This is a genomic window from Novosphingobium sp. BL-S-34, assembly GCF_056857015.1.
The window spans coordinates 1,068,480-1,083,404 of sequence record NZ_CM166472.1 but is presented as its reverse complement, the minus strand read 5'-3'; the positions used below and the strand labels follow the sequence as shown (position 1 = coordinate 1,083,404).

Annotated in this window: 15 protein-coding genes; 8 read left to right on the top strand and 7 right to left on the bottom strand. The window is 60.9% G+C overall.

All coding sequences use genetic code 11. From position 1 onward, the window contains the following. Positions 1-82 precede the first annotated feature (82 nt). Together AC1VV3_RS05005 and AC1VV3_RS05000 are read right to left on the bottom strand one after the other, a co-directional pair. Positions 83-547, bottom strand: coding sequence for a hypothetical protein (locus tag AC1VV3_RS05005; RefSeq protein ID WP_482961981.1), 465 nt, complete (start codon positions 545-547; stop codon positions 83-85). Between the two features lie 742 nt (positions 548-1,289). Continuing rightward, the gene (locus tag AC1VV3_RS05000) at positions 1,290-1,700 is read right to left on the bottom strand and encodes a hypothetical protein (protein ID WP_482961980.1); all 411 of its coding nucleotides are present in this window, start codon (positions 1,698-1,700) and stop codon (positions 1,290-1,292) included. A gap of 195 nt (positions 1,701-1,895) precedes the next feature. On the opposite strand from AC1VV3_RS05000, the gene AC1VV3_RS04995 reads away from it, so the two are divergent. From AC1VV3_RS04995 to AC1VV3_RS04980, 4 genes are all read left to right on the top strand, one after another. Then, on the top strand, positions 1,896-2,279 hold the full coding sequence (locus AC1VV3_RS04995) for a hypothetical protein (RefSeq protein WP_482961979.1): 384 nt from the start codon (positions 1,896-1,898) through the stop codon (positions 2,277-2,279). 393 nt (positions 2,280-2,672) lie between these two features. After that, the gene (locus tag AC1VV3_RS04990) at positions 2,673-3,581 is read left to right on the top strand and encodes an HNH endonuclease (RefSeq protein ID WP_482961978.1); all 909 of its coding nucleotides are present in this window, start codon (positions 2,673-2,675) and stop codon (positions 3,579-3,581) included. A gap of 84 nt (positions 3,582-3,665) precedes the next feature. Next, positions 3,666-4,286 carry a type IV toxin-antitoxin system AbiEi family antitoxin domain-containing protein gene (locus tag AC1VV3_RS04985; RefSeq protein WP_482961977.1) on the top strand — a complete coding sequence of 207 codons (621 nt, stop codon included), beginning with the start codon at positions 3,666-3,668 and terminating at the stop codon, positions 4,284-4,286. Continuing rightward, on the top strand, positions 4,279-5,145 hold the full coding sequence (locus AC1VV3_RS04980; RefSeq protein ID WP_482961976.1) for a nucleotidyl transferase AbiEii/AbiGii toxin family protein: 867 nt from the start codon (positions 4,279-4,281) through the stop codon (positions 5,143-5,145). The genes AC1VV3_RS04985 and AC1VV3_RS04980 overlap by 8 nt, the downstream gene beginning before the upstream one ends. 421 nt (positions 5,146-5,566) lie before the next feature. Here the strand turns inward: AC1VV3_RS04980 and AC1VV3_RS04975 are convergent, their stop codons facing one another. Beyond that, complete coding sequence (locus AC1VV3_RS04975; protein WP_431566747.1) at positions 5,567-7,261, bottom strand: SulP family inorganic anion transporter; 1,695 nt, start codon at positions 7,259-7,261, stop codon at positions 5,567-5,569. Between the two features lie 488 nt (positions 7,262-7,749). Between AC1VV3_RS04975 and AC1VV3_RS04970 the strand changes: the two genes are divergently transcribed. Further along, complete coding sequence (locus AC1VV3_RS04970) at positions 7,750-8,931, top strand: sensor histidine kinase (RefSeq protein ID WP_482961975.1); 1,182 nt, start codon at positions 7,750-7,752, stop codon at positions 8,929-8,931. Here the strand turns inward: AC1VV3_RS04970 and AC1VV3_RS04965 are convergent. The 3 genes from AC1VV3_RS04965 to AC1VV3_RS04955 form a co-directional block, all read right to left on the bottom strand. Further along, entirely contained in the window at positions 8,873-9,523 is a 651-nt protein-coding gene (locus tag AC1VV3_RS04965; RefSeq protein WP_132263540.1) for a response regulator, read from the bottom strand. The two genes, AC1VV3_RS04970 and AC1VV3_RS04965, sit on opposite strands and share 59 nt — an antisense overlap. A 507-nt stretch (positions 9,524-10,030) precedes the next feature. Beyond that, on the bottom strand, positions 10,031-10,774 hold the full coding sequence (locus tag AC1VV3_RS04960; RefSeq protein ID WP_465128124.1) for a hypothetical protein: 744 nt from the start codon (positions 10,772-10,774) through the stop codon (positions 10,031-10,033). 1 nt (position 10,775) lies between these two features. Next, a complete protein-coding gene (locus AC1VV3_RS04955; RefSeq protein WP_431566750.1) occupies positions 10,776-11,624 on the bottom strand; it encodes a DUF2092 domain-containing protein in 849 nt (282 codons plus the stop codon). 234 nt (positions 11,625-11,858) lie between these two features. Between AC1VV3_RS04955 and AC1VV3_RS04950 the strand changes: the two genes are divergently transcribed. The 3 genes from AC1VV3_RS04950 to AC1VV3_RS04940 are packed head-to-tail and all read left to right on the top strand — an operon-like array spanning position 11,859 to position 14,005. Continuing rightward, entirely contained in the window at positions 11,859-12,392 is a 534-nt protein-coding gene (locus AC1VV3_RS04950) for a DUF4136 domain-containing protein (RefSeq protein ID WP_431566751.1), read from the top strand. Next, positions 12,389-13,051 carry a YidH family protein gene (locus AC1VV3_RS04945; RefSeq protein WP_132263532.1) on the top strand — a complete coding sequence of 221 codons (663 nt, stop codon included), beginning with the start codon at positions 12,389-12,391 and terminating at the stop codon, positions 13,049-13,051. The genes AC1VV3_RS04950 and AC1VV3_RS04945 overlap by 4 nt, the downstream gene beginning before the upstream one ends. Positions 13,052-13,099: 48 nt before the next feature. Continuing rightward, entirely contained in the window at positions 13,100-14,005 is a 906-nt protein-coding gene (locus tag AC1VV3_RS04940; RefSeq protein WP_431566752.1) for a formylglycine-generating enzyme family protein, read from the top strand. 31 nt (positions 14,006-14,036) lie between these two features. Here the strand turns inward: AC1VV3_RS04940 and AC1VV3_RS04935 are convergent, their stop codons facing one another. Then, complete coding sequence (locus tag AC1VV3_RS04935; RefSeq protein ID WP_132263528.1) at positions 14,037-14,903, bottom strand: Na+-dependent transporter; 867 nt, start codon at positions 14,901-14,903, stop codon at positions 14,037-14,039. Positions 14,904-14,925 lie beyond the last annotated feature (22 nt).

Genomic DNA, 14,925 nt, shown 5'->3' with positions numbered 1-14,925 from the left:
CTGGATCGGGGGAAAATGTCAGGTACGAGGTTAGCGATTTGCGCCCTGGACTGGCCAAGAGGGGCAAGACCCTACGGTTAACCTAGCGGTTTACATCCAGCTTTTTATCACCACCCCGCAGCCGCCTTATCACTGCTATTTTGCCGTCCTTGATGTCGTATGCGACTGCGTCGTAAGACCAGCAACAGTGGGACGGGATAGCGCCACCCCAACTCGCCGTTGAATTGAAATACTCCGTAAAAAGAAGCCGCCCCGTCGAGGAGTACCCAGACGAAACTGTAAATGAAACTCCTTTGGCAGCCAACTTTTTTCCGAAATCATCTAGCCATTTGATTTTGTTGGCAGCGATCAGCTTGCCGTCCTCATAAACCTGCAAGTCGTCCGAAAGTAGTGAAGCGTAGGTCTTCGCGTCTTTGGATTCGATTGCAGCAATCAAGCGGGCACCAAGATCGTCTTGGCCAGGCAAAGACGGCGGCGAAGGAACCTGTGCTAAAGTGAGCATGGGTGTAAAAAGCATCACGGCGGCAACACCTAGTTTAATCCGCATTGTTATCGCTCCTCGCCGAATTGTACCTGATGAAGACCATAGCGCACCAGAGCAGTGTCCGGAACGGGGCGGTTTCTGCTCGAACGATTTGAGATTACAATCTGACAACCTGCCATTTCGATTTTGAGAGCGCGGCTGCGCTCTTCCAAGGGCCAGGAAGGGGTGGGAAGCTGCCAATTCATGCAGGCCGCCACGGTGTAACCGCCTAGTGCCCGAGTCAGTCGTTTCAGGGGTGATTTGCCGATCCAGAAAGCGTCAGTCCGGTATCGCTTGCCGACCCGGTGGGTCAGCAACTGGGATGGTTGGCTTTCAGCCAGGCAGCGGCTATGTTGAAGAAATGGAAAAAAGCCTCTGCATCGCAATACTGCCGTTGGCCCTCATCGCATATTTCGTTCAAGGCAAGATCGCGCCCATAAAACTTATCGCTTATATGGACTTCCTATAGTGATTTCCCTCGGTGGGGCAGTTGCAGGAACGGTGATACCTGCGACCCGCGACCTTTCTCATGCCTCTGCCGAGATGCTTGTCGTCTGTATCGGCGCAGTTGGCGTCTTCGGTGCCATGTTGGCTGTGCCCGCGCTTTCTGACATCATTTTCCGACGAAAACGGGGGAACTAAGGGCGCCCTTCCGCTGGACGGCATGTCGCCCAACGCAGTCGTTCCAGCTCCCAGTTTGGTAGCCGTGCAAGCTGTCGTTCGATCAGGCTTAAAAACGGCATGGGGTGCATTTTTGAAATGCTGGCTAGCGATCGTTGCCCAAAGTGTCACGGATCGCTTTAAGAGCGGCGAAAAGCCAATTAATCAAGAACCCTATAATAATCGTAATTGCTGCCCATCCGCGCCAGTCTCCATCACCAAATAAAATGGAAAAAGCGGCCAAAGCGGCGCAAGCGCAAGCAGAGGCAGATACGCGCGCAAGCCCCATCGAACCGAAATACAACTTCTGTTCGATTTTCCGCCAATCTTCAGGAAAACTAGCATGGGGTGTTAACCGAGGTAGAGTTCGTAAGCCTAAGCTTCCGTCCAGAAACAGCATTACACTTACCAAAAAAAGCGGCAGCTTTAGCGTCTCCTTGAGAGGCAATAGGGAGGCGACCGGGAGGACAATCGCTCCCAGCAACAAAGAATACCATGGCAAGCGAAAGCTAATCATAACTGCATGATAGCTTGTTAACCCAAGGCTCGCAAAGAGGCGCTTGCGATCATCTGATTAAATTATCCGGGAACTTGAGCTAGGGGCTATCCAGCGCTCTAAACCAGACAGTCGCCTGCCGCCCCCTTGCGGACGTTTGCTGAACATCGCGATTTTTCAGATAGCGGCCATTCTGAAATTGCATAAGTTGACCGGATGGAACTTCGATCCTTCGCAATCTCAGTTATCTCCCTTTGCCTTGCAGCTTGCGGGGCCTCGCCACCAATCACTCGGAACGAGGTCAAGGAATATACCGGTTTGGATTTGTGCCCTTCTGCGCAAATCCGCGATCTGACCACCGCCGAAGAACGAAGTACTGCACCGGGATTTTCTTACCACGTCAAATTGCTGCTCGATCAGGAATGCTCTGACGATTTCAAACGCCAGCTTGCGCGTATTTCGCCTGTGGAATGCGCGGCAGAACGCGTTCAAGCAGCAGGATGCTGGGTAGAGAAGGCCAAACCGGAGAACGGCAAGCATACGTCTATCGCAGTTGAGCCCCTCGGGGCGACTTCGTTTGATGTCCGTTTCTATTCTTAAACGGCGGGAATGCCGTCAGTCAGCTTCCCACCCATGTCGGCCTTTCCGGAGCGCAGATCACTCGCCTGGAACTGGACGTTGACTGACCCCATCAATCATCGGCAGGCGAATGACCGCTAGCAGTGAATCTCGCCGTTCCTGCGGCGAACGATGAACGACCGGACCTGGTCGCGACCTGCTGGCTAGCGGACCTTCCGCACCTCGGAAACTGAAATCCGGTGCTGAGGGTCTGAAATGGGTCGTATGATCCCAAATCGAGGAGCCGATACGAGTTCCCTGTCGTCGATTTAGCGACGACAGGGCTGCGCTCAATGTCGCGGGTTGGTTAAAATTTGGTGCTGCCATGAACAGTTAATAGTTTCCCAGGCTAGCTTATCTAGGTATCGGCGTCTGATGGCCAAAGGTGTCTTCATCCATCGTTCGGACTCGACTTATGATGATAGCCCGGCCGAGCGGTACCAGTTTCCCTCGCAGTATCTTAGCCGAGTGAGCGCCTGTATCGGCGATTGGATCGTCTATTACGAATCGAGCAAGATCCGGTTGTCTAAGGGATACTTTGCGGTCGCGAAAGTGAATCGAGTAGTGCCTGACCCTTCCGCGTCGGGCATGTATCTGGCGTTGATCGAGCCGGGGTCTTACTTAGATTTTATCAACGTGGTGCCTTTCAACGGTCCACTCGGCATCGTTGAGCATGGGATCCTGAATGAGGCTGGCAAGATTTCAGGTCGTGCTCAGTCGGCGGTACGACCTCTTTCGGATCGGGACTTCAATCGCATCATTGACCTTGGCGTTGCCGAGGAGGTTGACTTCTTACCCCGCGTAAGCGCGATAGCGGATGCGACGGGCGCTGAAATGGTGCGGGAAGAGCGGGTGCCATTCGTTCACGAAATCGAGCGCGATCGCGTCGCCTATTTCGGCTCACGCCTGGTGCGCGATCGTTTGTTTCGGCGGCGGGTCGTGACGGCCTATGAGGCCCGGTGCGCAATTACGGGCCTAAAGCTTATCAATGGTGGTGGCAGGGCTGAAGTCGAGGCGGCACATATCCGTCCCGTCGAAAAGGGTGGCCCTGATATCGTGAGCAACGGTCTCGCTTTGTCGGGGACTGTGCATTGGATGTTTGATCGAGGCCTGATAAGTCTCGCCGATGACCTTGAGGTTCTGGTCAGCCGCCAGGCTAATGATGGCGAGGCGATCCGTGGGCTGATCAATCGCACCGGCTTTGCGCTACCTCCGGCGCATATTGCGGATCGGCCTCATCCGAGCTTCTTAAGCTGGCATCGAGAGCACTGCTTCAAGCATTGAGAACGGGCTTTCTGGCTAGTTCAATCCGAAGTGACATGTAACAAAACCTCTGATATTCTGGTCATGAATCCGAGGATTTGTTACATGCCTGCCCCTTCTGAACCGCAAAACGCCAGACTGCTCCGCCTCCTGGGGGCGGGTGCGATGCTGCGCGCATCAGAGCTACGCGCAGCAGGCATCAACCCCCAGACGATCTCCAGGGCGGTTGAAGCCGGAAAAATCGAACGGATCGGGCGGGGCATTTATCAAAAACCTGATGCTGAGATCGAAGAAGGTCAGATTTTTGCTGAAGCCGCGCTCAGGGTTCCCAAAGGAATCGTCGCGCTCGTCTCTGCCCTCGCGTTCCACGATCTGACTGACCAGATGCCCCGCCGCGTTTGGATGGCAATCGGAGCCAGTGATTGGGCGCCGGTGCAATCCTACCCGCCGATACGGCTGGTCCGCTTTGCCGATACCTACCTCCGACATGGCATCGAGCAACACGCGATTGCGGGCGTGCAAGTGCCGATATACTCGGTCTCGAAGACGCTGGCGGATGCCTTTCGCAACCCAAAGCTGGTGGACCGGTCGGTCGCCATCGAGAGCCTGCGCGCCGCACTTCGCCTTCGCAAGGCGACACCGGCCATGATTGCTACCGCCGCGAAGATGGGCGGAGCCTGGAAAGCGATGCAGCCCTATCTCGAAGCACTCACCTCAAATGGCTAAGGCGCCTGTCAATATCGCGAAGTCCGTCAAGGATCGCTTGCTCTACATCGCCCGCAAGGAAGGGCGCGCCTTCGACATAGTCTTGGTGCGCTTTGCTCTCGAACGCCTGCTGTACCGCCTTTCCCTGACCGAGCACCGCGATCGATTCGTTCTGAAGGGCGGAATGCTCGTCACCGTCTGGATCGACGACGAAAACCGCGTAACGCGAGATGCAGATTTTCTCGGGCATGGTGATTCCGACCCTAATCGGCTGATAGTCGACTTCCGCCAGATTATGGCGGGCGAGGGTGATGATGGTCTCGTATTTGATCTGGATGCATTGTCAGCCGAGGTCATCCGCGAGGAGATGGAATATGGCGGCGTCCGTCTGAAAACTGCTGCCTATCTCGAGAGGACGCGCATCCCGGTTACGATCGACATCGGTTTCGGGGATGCCATGGTCGATGCCACCCAGCATCTCGATTATCCGACTTTGCTTGACCTACCTGCGCCCCAAGTACGGTCATATCCTCCCGCTAGCGTTATCGCCGAGAAATTTCAGGCGATGGTGGCGCTGGGCGTCATTAACGGGCGTATGAAGGACTACTATGACCTGTGGGCCATTCCTCGCGCGATAGAAATAACCCCGGATGATCTTGATGCTGCGATCCGCGCGACCTTTGAGCGCCGCGAGACTGCGATCCCGTCGGAGCGGCCACCGGGGCTCTCGTCAGAAATGAGCAGTGACAGCGCGAAGCAGCGGCAATGGCGGGCCTATGCTGCCTCACTCGAGCTTGAAAATCTCTCGCTAGAGGCCGTGATCGATGCAGTATGGGATCTGGTTGGCCCATCATGTGTTCGTTTGACTGGCAAGGCGTAGCGGGCTCTGAAAATACTAGCGGACTACGTCACTATCCCAATTGCGATCGCTGATCGTGCGGTGGGCGCAGCACCATTTCGATGAGGCGATCTAGGATATCGAGCTGGATTGAACCGAGCGAAATCTGGATGAGGGGATCGGTGCACCGTTTCGAGCGCACACGAAGACGCAGACAATCACCCCTCTAGAAAGGCTCATCTTTTCGAATATGGCTACCACAACCTTTCGGTTTGGCTCAGCTATGGAACGTTTCGGCGATTCGCCTATTTGTTGGGGGTAGAATTGGGGGTGGAATTTTTCTTTTTTTTTTAGAAATTGGTAATAAATTCAGTTAGATAATGGAGGCCATTGGGTCCCTCCTCCGCTACCATCACTTCCCATAAAGACTTTTATTTAGCCGAACCTTAGCGGCATCACACGTTCAGCTGGCGCCGTTGTCGTGGTCGTCAGACCAGCGGCGTGCTTCGGCGAGGGCGGTTCGGGTGGCGGCGCCGATTATGGGTTGGACCGGAACGATGTGCACGTTGCTGGAAGGCAGCAGTTTTCCCGATCGGCGGAATTGTTCGGCCAGGCCGTCGCTGACGCCGCTGAGGTAGAGCGTGCCGCCTTGCTTCGACAGTCGGTGGGCGTAGTCGTCAAGCACTTCGATCAGGGTGGCGTCCACCGCGCTGTGGCCGCGCATGCGCAGGATGACTGCGGGCTCTTCCGCTCCGGCGGGATCCGGCAGGTTTTCCTGAAGGGTCCGCGCTCCCGCGAAGAACAGGCTTCCCCAGACGTCGAGGACGAGGATCTGGTGGCTGGCGAGGGCGGCCGGCGGGGGCTGTTCCTCCGCCTGTCCGTCAGGTCGCTGCACCACCATCCGCATGGACACGTCCGTGGCCGAGGACGAGACGAAATAGACGATCGTCACCAGTACCCCGATGCCGACTGCTACGGGGATGGATAAGGCCAGGCAGGCGCTGAAAGTCGCGACGATGGCGAGCCGCGCGCCGCCTCCCACGCGCCAGATGGAGAGTGCCTCGCGCCAGTTGATCGCGCTCGCTCCGGCGCTGACCATCAGCGCGGCGAGGCCGCTCGTCGGGACCAGGCCGACCAGATTGGGGATGAGCAGGATGAAGACCAGCAGCCAGATCCCCGCGCTGATGCCGGCCCAGCGGGTCGCGGCGCCGAGGCTGACGTTGAGGGCGGTCTGGCTGACCGACCCGCCTACGCCGATCCCCGACATCAGGCTGCTCGCGCAATTGGCGACGCCTTGCGCCATCATGTCGCGGGAGACGTTCGCGCGGCGGCCGTGGGCGACGGCAAGGCCTTGGCTGACCCCGGCACCCTGTATCGCCACGACCACGGCGATGGCGAAAGCCGATCCGACGAGGTCGAGCGTCAAGCTGTCCAGCGCCGGCAGGCGCGGCAGCGGGAACCCGCGCGGAATGGGGCTGCCGCTGGCGACAGTGGGAACGTCGCTCCATCCCAGTGCCGCCATCGAGAGCGTCGGGACGGCCAGTGCGAGAAGGGGGGACCAGAGGCTGAGCCGTGTGCGGCGCAGTATCAGCAGCAGCGCCAGAGTGGAGAGGCCGATAATCGCGGTATGGGGCGCGATCCGGCCCATATGGAGCAGCCGCGAGAGCAGGGGGCCGACTTCGGCGGGCGGCTGCGGAGAATAGCCAACCAGCGTGGGTAATTGCGAGAGGATCAGCATCACCGCCACGCCCAGCATGAAGCCGGTCATCACTGCATGGGAGACGAAGCGCACGAGCCGGCCGGCCTGCAACAGTCCGAACAGGACCAGGAAGCCACCGGACAGCAGGACCAGCAGCATCAGTGCGCTGGTGCGTGCCTCGCCGGAGAACGCCGCAAGCGCCTCTGCGGCCATGACGGCGGAAGCGCTGGTGGTCGCGACGATCATCAACCGGCTGCTCGTCAGCATGCCGCCGACTGCAGGGCCTATCGCGGCGGCATAGAGGCCGGCAACCGGGTTCACGCCGATCAGCGCGGCGGTTGCGAGGCCATCGGGAAGGGCCACGACCGCGTCGACCAGCCCCGCCAGCGGATCGCGGATCCAGCCTCTGCGCCCGGGCGATGTGTCCTGGGCTGTGCCGCTGGTGTCAGCTTCGGACATCGGCTGGGCTCACGCATCAGTTTCTACAGGACAGCACGCTATCGATTCCTTGCTCCGAGGCTATGGGGGCTTTCCCTGTGGCCGTAAGGGCACATACCGGAAGGGCGCGAGGGCACGCGGATCCGCTGCGCAACTCGATGATCGTGCGTGTGGGCGCTGCAGCATGTCCGGAGCGTTCGACGCACCCTTTCAGGCAGGAAATGGCGATCGGGTATCCGCGAGGTCCGGTTTTCGGCAGCGTTTGCAGGCGATGCGCCTGGCCTGCGCCGATGCTGCAGGACAGAAAAGTTCAGTTGCCACGTTAGCTAATGGGCGGTGCTGGAAACAATATCACAATAAGTAAAGAGCTATACGGGTAATTACGGAGGCGCGAAAAACCTATCCATTGTGGTTAGTCATGGACTTGGAATAATACAGCTAGAGAATCATACTTAGTTACGCTATTGATCCGAAGCGCAAATTGCTGCGTACTCACGGGGGCTGTGCGTATGACGAACCCGAAAATCGATTGCAGCGGCGTCGTAGTCAAGATGCCGCTCGTAAAGAACCTCAGCTATGATGAGAACCGCGCTACTGTCCTGAGCGGGTTAATCCAGGCGCTGCCGCTCGATGTCTTCGTAGTGGCGCCGAGCGGCAAGGTGGTCCTTGCCAATCTTACCGATGCGGCACTTGCGGTGCTGGGCATGGACTTCGCCCAGAGCGTCAATTCATCGTTCGAGAGCGTGCTGGAGCAGCTTCCTCTCGACCAGGAATCCCGATCGGACATTCGCGGGCACATCGTTCGCATCCTGGGCGGCAGCCTGCTGTCCGTCAGCCGCAGCTATCCCATGCTGACCTCGCGCGGGGGGGAACTGGGCGTCCAGATCACGAGCATCGCCGAGCCCTTCGGCATGATCCTGGTCGTGCTCAAGACCGGCCGCAAGGCAGGGGAGCGGCTGACGCGGCGGGCGCAGCAGGCCAGAATTCTCCTGGCGCAGGAAGAGGAGCGCCGCCGGATCGCGCGCGATCTTCATGACGGCACCGCGCAGCACCTCGCGCTGGCGCAAGTCATGCTGGAGACGGTGCGCAAGGCGCGGACTTTCGACGCCATCGAGGAAGCCTGTATCGACATCGAAAGCGCGCTCAGCACCGCGCAGCATCAGATGCGCACGCTCAGCTACGTCCTGCATCCGCCGGAACTGTCGTCTGGGGGCATCTACGAGGCGCTGGCAGCCTTCGTCAGGGGTTTTGCGCGGCGCACGGGGCTCGATGTTCGTTTCCAGAACCTTGCCGGGCGTCTGCGGCCCTCGGCCGATCTCGAGATTGCGCTTTACCGCGTCGCGCAGGAAGCGCTGGTCAACGTGGGCAAGCATGCCTTCGCCCATACCGTGGAAGTGCGCCTGACGACGGTGGCCAAGCATCTCGTGCTGGAAGTAGAGGACGACGGGATCGGCATTCCCAGCGACATCATCGAAGGACGCCGCCGCGAGGCCATGGGCGTGGGATTGTCAGGGATGCGTGAGCGCGTAGAGGCGCTGGGCGGTATCTTCTGCGTGGAGCGGCGCGCCAATGGCACGCACATCGGCGCCTATTTCCCGCAGCGGCGCCAGACCGACGCTGCGGCGAATGCGGTCAAGGCTCAACGATATTGTTCCGAACCGCATAAAGCACGAGTTCCGCCGTCGTCCTGAGCTTCAGCTTGTGCATGGCGGCGGCGCGGTGGGTTTCCACCGTCTTCACGCTGATGCCCAGCATATGGGCGATCTGCTTGTTCAGCTTGCCTTCCGCGATCAGCTGCACGATCTCGCGTTCGCGCGCGGTGAGCATGATGCTCTTGTCGGTAGAGTGGTTGGTATCGATGAAGTGTTCCAGCAGCGTTTCCGAAATCGCGCCGGAAAAGTACGGCTTGCGTTTCGCCAGGGCCTTGGCCGCAGAGACCAGATGCACGCCGCTGTCCGACTTGAGGACATAGCCGCGGGCACCGGCGCGCAGGACATCTATCAGGATGCTTTCGCGATCGTGCATCGTGTAGATCAGTATTTCGGTGCGCGGCAGCTCGTGCTTGATCGCGCGGGTCAGTTCGAGGCCGTTCATCAGCGGCAGCGAGTAATCCAGGATGGCGATGTCCGGCTTGGTTTCCACCGCCAGGTTCAGCGCCTCGCGGCCATCGGCCGCTTCCCCCACGACCTGGAAATCGGCATGCGATTCCAGCAAGGTCCGAACGCCCTGGCGCATCGCCTGATGATCGTCAGCGATAAGGATTCTGCTTGTGATCGGGCGCATTCGACCCCCCCTTTTTCTAGCGGCGTTGCAGGTGCCATCGGTTGGCTGCGGGTCTATCTTCGTTCCGTCATGACCCCGTTCAATCGGGAGTTTCCCTAGCATTCCGGCATAAGTTCTCCACAATTCCGACGAACGGCGAACGCAGATGCAAAGGCACTTTTCCAAGTCGAATTGTTCTCCTGAATTTTCAGGAGAGGTTCGCCTTTGAAACCGGGCCGGATATTGATATTAAATATTTGAAAAATAGCCAGAGGTTCAAAAGGTAAATTGAGAACATTCTGCCGGACTAGTGTAAGCTTTCATGTCTGGTCTGGCAAAAGCCACTGCCGCTTTGCTCGCCATCGCATGGTGGAATGTATCGCGCGATAACATTGCTATCGATTTCATCCAGCGATCCTCCCGCCAGGTTTGCCCGACTGCCGCGGCGTAGTCGCCGGAGCCGCCCTTCGGGAAGGGCAACTCCGGCGACCTGCTCCACCGGCGCGGGACCGAGGGGGTACATGAGCCTCACCCCGGCGGATTGACGATGACGTAGGTAACCCCGGAGGATTGGTACTGCGGGCGATACCAGATGTTGTTGCAGCTGAAGTAGGTCACGTCGCCGCGCACCACTTTCGGGCAATTGGAAGGGAGCGTGTAGACCACCGAGCCGACGGTCGTGCTCTGGATGACCACCGTGTCCGGCTGGCTGGAACTGGCCACCACGGCTGCAGTGGTGCCGGCGACGATGCCGACGGCCGCAGCATCCCAGAAGGGATCGTCGTAGTAGCCCCAGCCCCAACCCCAGCCGGGCGGCGGGGGCGGCGGCGGCGGTCCCGGACGAGGTCCTGGTCCCGGGTGAGGTCCAGGTCCGGGGCCAGGTCCAGGATGCGGTCCGGGGCCGGGTCCAGGGCCAGGTCCAGGGCCAGGGCCAGGGCCAGGGCCAGGGCCGGGGCCGGGGTTAGGTCCGGGGCCAGGATGCGGACCGGGGCCGGGTTCGGGTCTTCCGCCGCCGCCATCGGGATGCGGCACGGGATGCTCGCGCGGGATGTCGGGATTGCGGATGCCGCCGCCGCCGCTGCCGGGGGCATGGAAGTTGCTGCGGCCCTGAAAGCCTCCGCCGCCGCCCAGCCCGCCACTCATGCGTCCGCCGCTCATATGCATGCCGCCGCCGCCGAGACGGCGCTGGGCCTCGGCCGGAGCAATCGTCGCCGCAAGGACTGCGAGCGACGTGGCAAGGGCTCCGATCCGAGCGATCCGATCGTTTCGCATGTCAGTTGCCCTCCAGGCTGGAAAGCGCGGCCAGTTGGATCGCGGTGGCGTTCTTCCCCGGAACGAAGGCGAAATCGCGCGCCGTCAGGGCAGGGGCGGTGTTCCAGGTGAGTTCCGCCACGTAAGACGGCCGGATCGGGTTCGACCGGTCTATGATCACGACCTTCAGCGGCACCGGCTTCTTGCCGCGGGCGATCCAGAGCTGCCAGTCGAGATCCTCGCCGCGATAGGCGAACTGGTCGGTTTCCTGCCCGTTGATCCGCGCGAAGCCCACGCGAACGGCCGAAGTGATGCCATCGGTCACGGGATTTTCGGACCAGTAGAACAGATCGGCAAGCGGCAAGTCGATGCCGTAGTCGAGATAGATCTTGTCCACCGTCTGGCGGATCGTCGCCGGCGCAGGCACTTTGGCATAGTAGTTCTGCCGCGGCACGTTCACGGTGAGTGATTTGCCGTCATAATAATATTCGCGGATCGCGCGGTCCGACTTCAATTGCACGAAGAAGGCGGTGGGCCGCATGACCTTGTAGGTTGCCTCATAGCCGAGATGCACGGCGATATCGGTGTCCTGCAACGTCGATTCCATCGTCGCCTTGGACTGGATCTCGAAGCTTTGCAGTGTCTTGAGATAGTTGCCCATGCCCTTGAGCGCCTGGATGGCCACCGGGTCGAGCGTCTGCGTTGCCGTGCGGGGCCCAGTGGCTGCGCTGGTGGCTGCGGTGGTCGCCGCGTCGGCTGCGGACGGGGTCTGGTCCGCAGCGGCCTGGGCGAGAGCGGGCGTCGCGGCACCCGCGAGCAGCAGCGCCAGCGTGAAGGCTCCGGCGGCAGGCCGGAAGCGCGAAACGGGCATCGGTCACTCCTTTGATGGCTGAACCGTTACAGGGTCACAGTTTCCCTGCCGGCGTCACATCCGGGGAATCCCTCTGATCGCGCTGGAATTGCCTCGGGAGATGCCAGGGTAGTCGGCGCGGCGAACCTCGGGGGCTGTCCATGGGGATGCCCGACAGCCTGCATCAGGGAGATTCCCGATAGCTGAACGCCACTGCCAACCGGATAGTTCACCTCTCGATACAAGGAGAAGGCCATGAACTCGCGAGCATTGACCCTGGCATGTTGCGCACTGCTGACGGCATCTTGCGCGACCACGCCGAAAGTAACCTTCGACGCCGATCCTGCGGCGAATTTTGCCGGTTTCCGGACGTATAGCTGGGCTTACACTGCCGCACCGCAAGGCGTGAACCCGCTGCTTACCCAGCGCGTCAAGACCGCTGTCGAGAGCGAGATGGCCAAGCGAGGCTATACCCAAAGCGGCACCGGCGATTTCGCCATCGGGTTTACCCTTGGTTCGCGTGACCGCGTGGAAGTATCCTCGCTGGGCTCCTACGGGCCCTATTTCCGTCCCTGGGGCGGCTGGGCCGGGTACAACCAGGTCGATGTGCGCAACGTGACGGACGGGACGCTGACCATCGACGTCTACGACAGCGCGAGCAAGTCGCCGGTGTGGCATGGCACTGCGACGCAGCAGGTGACCAGCAGCAGCGTCACTCAGGAAAAGGTCAATGCGGTGGTGACGGCGGTTCTCGCCAACTTCCCGCCGCCGGCAGGAGCGGCGAAATGACCGGCGAAGCGTTCGAGAACGAACGGGGCATCGCCACCCCCAGGCCCGAGCGGATCGACCTGCCTGCCGTTCCGCCTCTGCCCGACGTTGCCGGAATCTCTTCCGACGAGGCTTCGACCACTTTCTCGCGGTTTCGCAGCAATCTCTCGCGCTTTCGCACGAACCTTTCGGAGCACCGCACGGACCTGTCCGAATTCCGGACCGATCTTTCGCAGCATCGCACGGGTCTTTCCGAAAACCGCACGGAAATGTCGATGCGCCGCACCGGCATGTCCTTCCACCGGACGCGGATGAGCGCCGATCGGACGTTGATGTCCGAGATACGCACTGCGCTGTCGCTCATCGGCTTCGGGTTCACGATCTATCAGGCCTTCGCGAAGCTGCACGAAGCGGGTGTCATCGGCCAAAGCCAGACACCCCGGAACTTCGGCGTGGCGCTTATCGTGCTGGGCATATTGCTGCTGTTCGGCGGCATCGCGCGGCACGTCCAGTTTGCGCTGGAGCTTCGCGCCAGCCGAACGTCCATGACGGGCGACGGGCTGATTCACGGCGAGACGGTGTTTCCGGTTTCGCTTACCCTGGTCGTTGCGGTGCTGCTGGCTATTCTCGGCATAGCGGCGGTGCTGGGGATCGTCTTCAACATCTCCGGGATGAACTGAACGGTGGCATCGATTGCAGCAAAGACCCGCCCCGGATCCGATCGCGACATGGTCTGGATCGAAGGCGGGCAGTTCACCATGGGCTCCAACCACCATTATCCCGAGGAGCGGCCCGAACGGCCGGCCGCGGTCGAAGGGTTCTGGATCGACCGCAACCCGGTGACCAACCGGGAATTCGCGCGGTTCGTGGCGGAAACCGGCTACCGCACTTTTGCAGAGCAGGCGCCGGACCCGGCCGACTATCCCGGCGCCCTGCCGGAGATGCTGGTGCCGTCCTCGCTCGTGTTCCAGCCGCCCGCCCGCCCGGTCGATCCGCGCGGGCCGGTCAGCCAGTGGTGGTCGTTCCAGTCCGGCGCGGACTGGCGCCATCCCACCGGACCGGATAGCTCCCTGGACGAGATCGCCGAACATCCGGTGGTCCATGTCGCGCTGGTCGATGTCGAGGCCTATCTCGACTGGTCGGGACTCTCGCTGCCGAACGAGGCGGAATGGGAGTTCGCGGCGCGCGGTGGCAGCGAAGGCACCGAATTCGCCTGGGGTTCCGAACTCGTGCCGGGCGGTGTCCATCAGGCCAACACCTGGCAGGGCGCTTTCCCTTATGCGAACTTGCGCGAGGACGGGTGGCTGCGGACCTCGCCCGTCGGCACCTATCCGGCCAACGGCTATGGGCTCAACGACATGATCGGCAATGTCTGGGAATGGACCGCCGACTGGTGGCGCGATTCTCCCGGTGTGGAGCCGGTCAGGAGCTGCTGCTCCACGGCGCGGGCCAAGGCGATGCAGGACAGTGTCGACCCGAACGATCCCACGCGCATCCCCCGGCGCGTGCTCAAGGGCGGCTCGCACCTTTGCGCGCCGAACTACTGCCAGCGCTATCGACCGGCGGCGCGCCATGCCCAGCCGGTCGATACCTCGACGTCCCATGTCGGTTTCCGGGCCATCGCCAGGATCTGACGCGAATATCTGAGCCTGCAGGGCCCGGGGATCAGACCTGATCTCCGGGCTTTTCCTGTCGCCGCAGGAGCATCTGGTAAGGGATCAGCACCAGGAACCCGACTATCAGGAACAGCAGGACTGCAGCCGAAAGCGCCGCATTGGCATGATTGGCACCGGCCAGAGCCAAGGCGATTCCAGGGTGTCGCATGGCGGCGGAGATGGCGAGCGAGCCTCGGTCCGCCAGGTTGTCGCCACCAAGAAAATGGCCGCCCGCGATGGCCACGACGGCGACGAGTATCATGGCCAGAACCGTGCCATTGCCGATCAGCGCCATCATTGCCGGCCAGACTTTGATCAAGATCGGCAGTGCGGCCAGTACCAGCAGCAGGTAGGCGGCAATGGTCACGGCTTTCGTCAGGCGCGGAGCGGGCGCCTTGAGCAGGACCCGGCCAACTACAAGCCCGACCACAAGCGGGATGGCCACGCCGATGAGGATATTGCGCGCGACCACGCTTACCGGGAATTGCGCGTGAACGCCGTAGAAGCGGGCTGCCAGGGCGCCAAGGATCGGCACGAAGATCACGGCGAAGACGGCGCCGGTCGCCATGAGGCCGTAGACATAGGGCGTGTGACCGCCCGCCTTCAGAGCCTTGCCCGGCATCAGTGGGGGCACGGGCGAAATGGCCATGAGCAGGATGCCTGCTTTTGCCGCCTGGGAAAGCGGGAACAGCGCGACGATGGCCATGGCGGCGAGGATCGGGATCACCATGATCGCCACGAAGGCGGGCAGCAACAGCCGGGGGCGCCTCAGGACATAGGCGAAGTCACCGCGCGACGATGCCAGTCCGGCCGCTACCACCAGCAGGCCGAGGCTCAAGGTCAGCAGTAACGGTATCAGTTGTTTCACGATCTCCATCGGTCTTCACCCTCCGTTGTGC

Coding starts and splice junctions, on each gene's coding strand:
- AC1VV3_RS04985 (WP_482961977.1), top strand. CDS start 3,666: ATGCCTGCCCCTTCTGAACCGCAAAACGCCAGACTGCTCCGCCTCCTG.
- AC1VV3_RS04965 (WP_132263540.1), bottom strand. CDS start 9,523: ATGCGCCCGATCACAAGCAGAATCCTTATCGCTGACGATCATCAGGCG.
- AC1VV3_RS04970 (WP_482961975.1), top strand. CDS start 7,750: ATGACGAACCCGAAAATCGATTGCAGCGGCGTCGTAGTCAAGATGCCG.
- AC1VV3_RS04990 (WP_482961978.1), top strand. CDS start 2,673: ATGGCCAAAGGTGTCTTCATCCATCGTTCGGACTCGACTTATGATGAT.
- AC1VV3_RS04960 (WP_465128124.1), bottom strand. CDS start 10,774: ATGCGAAACGATCGGATCGCTCGGATCGGAGCCCTTGCCACGTCGCTC.
- AC1VV3_RS05000 (WP_482961980.1), bottom strand. CDS start 1,700: ATGATTAGCTTTCGCTTGCCATGGTATTCTTTGTTGCTGGGAGCGATT.
- AC1VV3_RS04980 (WP_482961976.1), top strand. CDS start 4,279: ATGGCTAAGGCGCCTGTCAATATCGCGAAGTCCGTCAAGGATCGCTTG.
- AC1VV3_RS04935 (WP_132263528.1), bottom strand. CDS start 14,903: ATGGAGATCGTGAAACAACTGATACCGTTACTGCTGACCTTGAGCCTC.
- AC1VV3_RS05005 (WP_482961981.1), bottom strand. CDS start 547: ATGCGGATTAAACTAGGTGTTGCCGCCGTGATGCTTTTTACACCCATG.
- AC1VV3_RS04995 (WP_482961979.1), top strand. CDS start 1,896: ATGGAACTTCGATCCTTCGCAATCTCAGTTATCTCCCTTTGCCTTGCA.
- AC1VV3_RS04950 (WP_431566751.1), top strand. CDS start 11,859: ATGAACTCGCGAGCATTGACCCTGGCATGTTGCGCACTGCTGACGGCA.
- AC1VV3_RS04975 (WP_431566747.1), bottom strand. CDS start 7,261: ATGTCCGAAGCTGACACCAGCGGCACAGCCCAGGACACATCGCCCGGG.
- AC1VV3_RS04955 (WP_431566750.1), bottom strand. CDS start 11,624: ATGCCCGTTTCGCGCTTCCGGCCTGCCGCCGGAGCCTTCACGCTGGCG.
- AC1VV3_RS04945 (WP_132263532.1), top strand. CDS start 12,389: ATGACCGGCGAAGCGTTCGAGAACGAACGGGGCATCGCCACCCCCAGG.
- AC1VV3_RS04940 (WP_431566752.1), top strand. CDS start 13,100: ATGGTCTGGATCGAAGGCGGGCAGTTCACCATGGGCTCCAACCACCAT.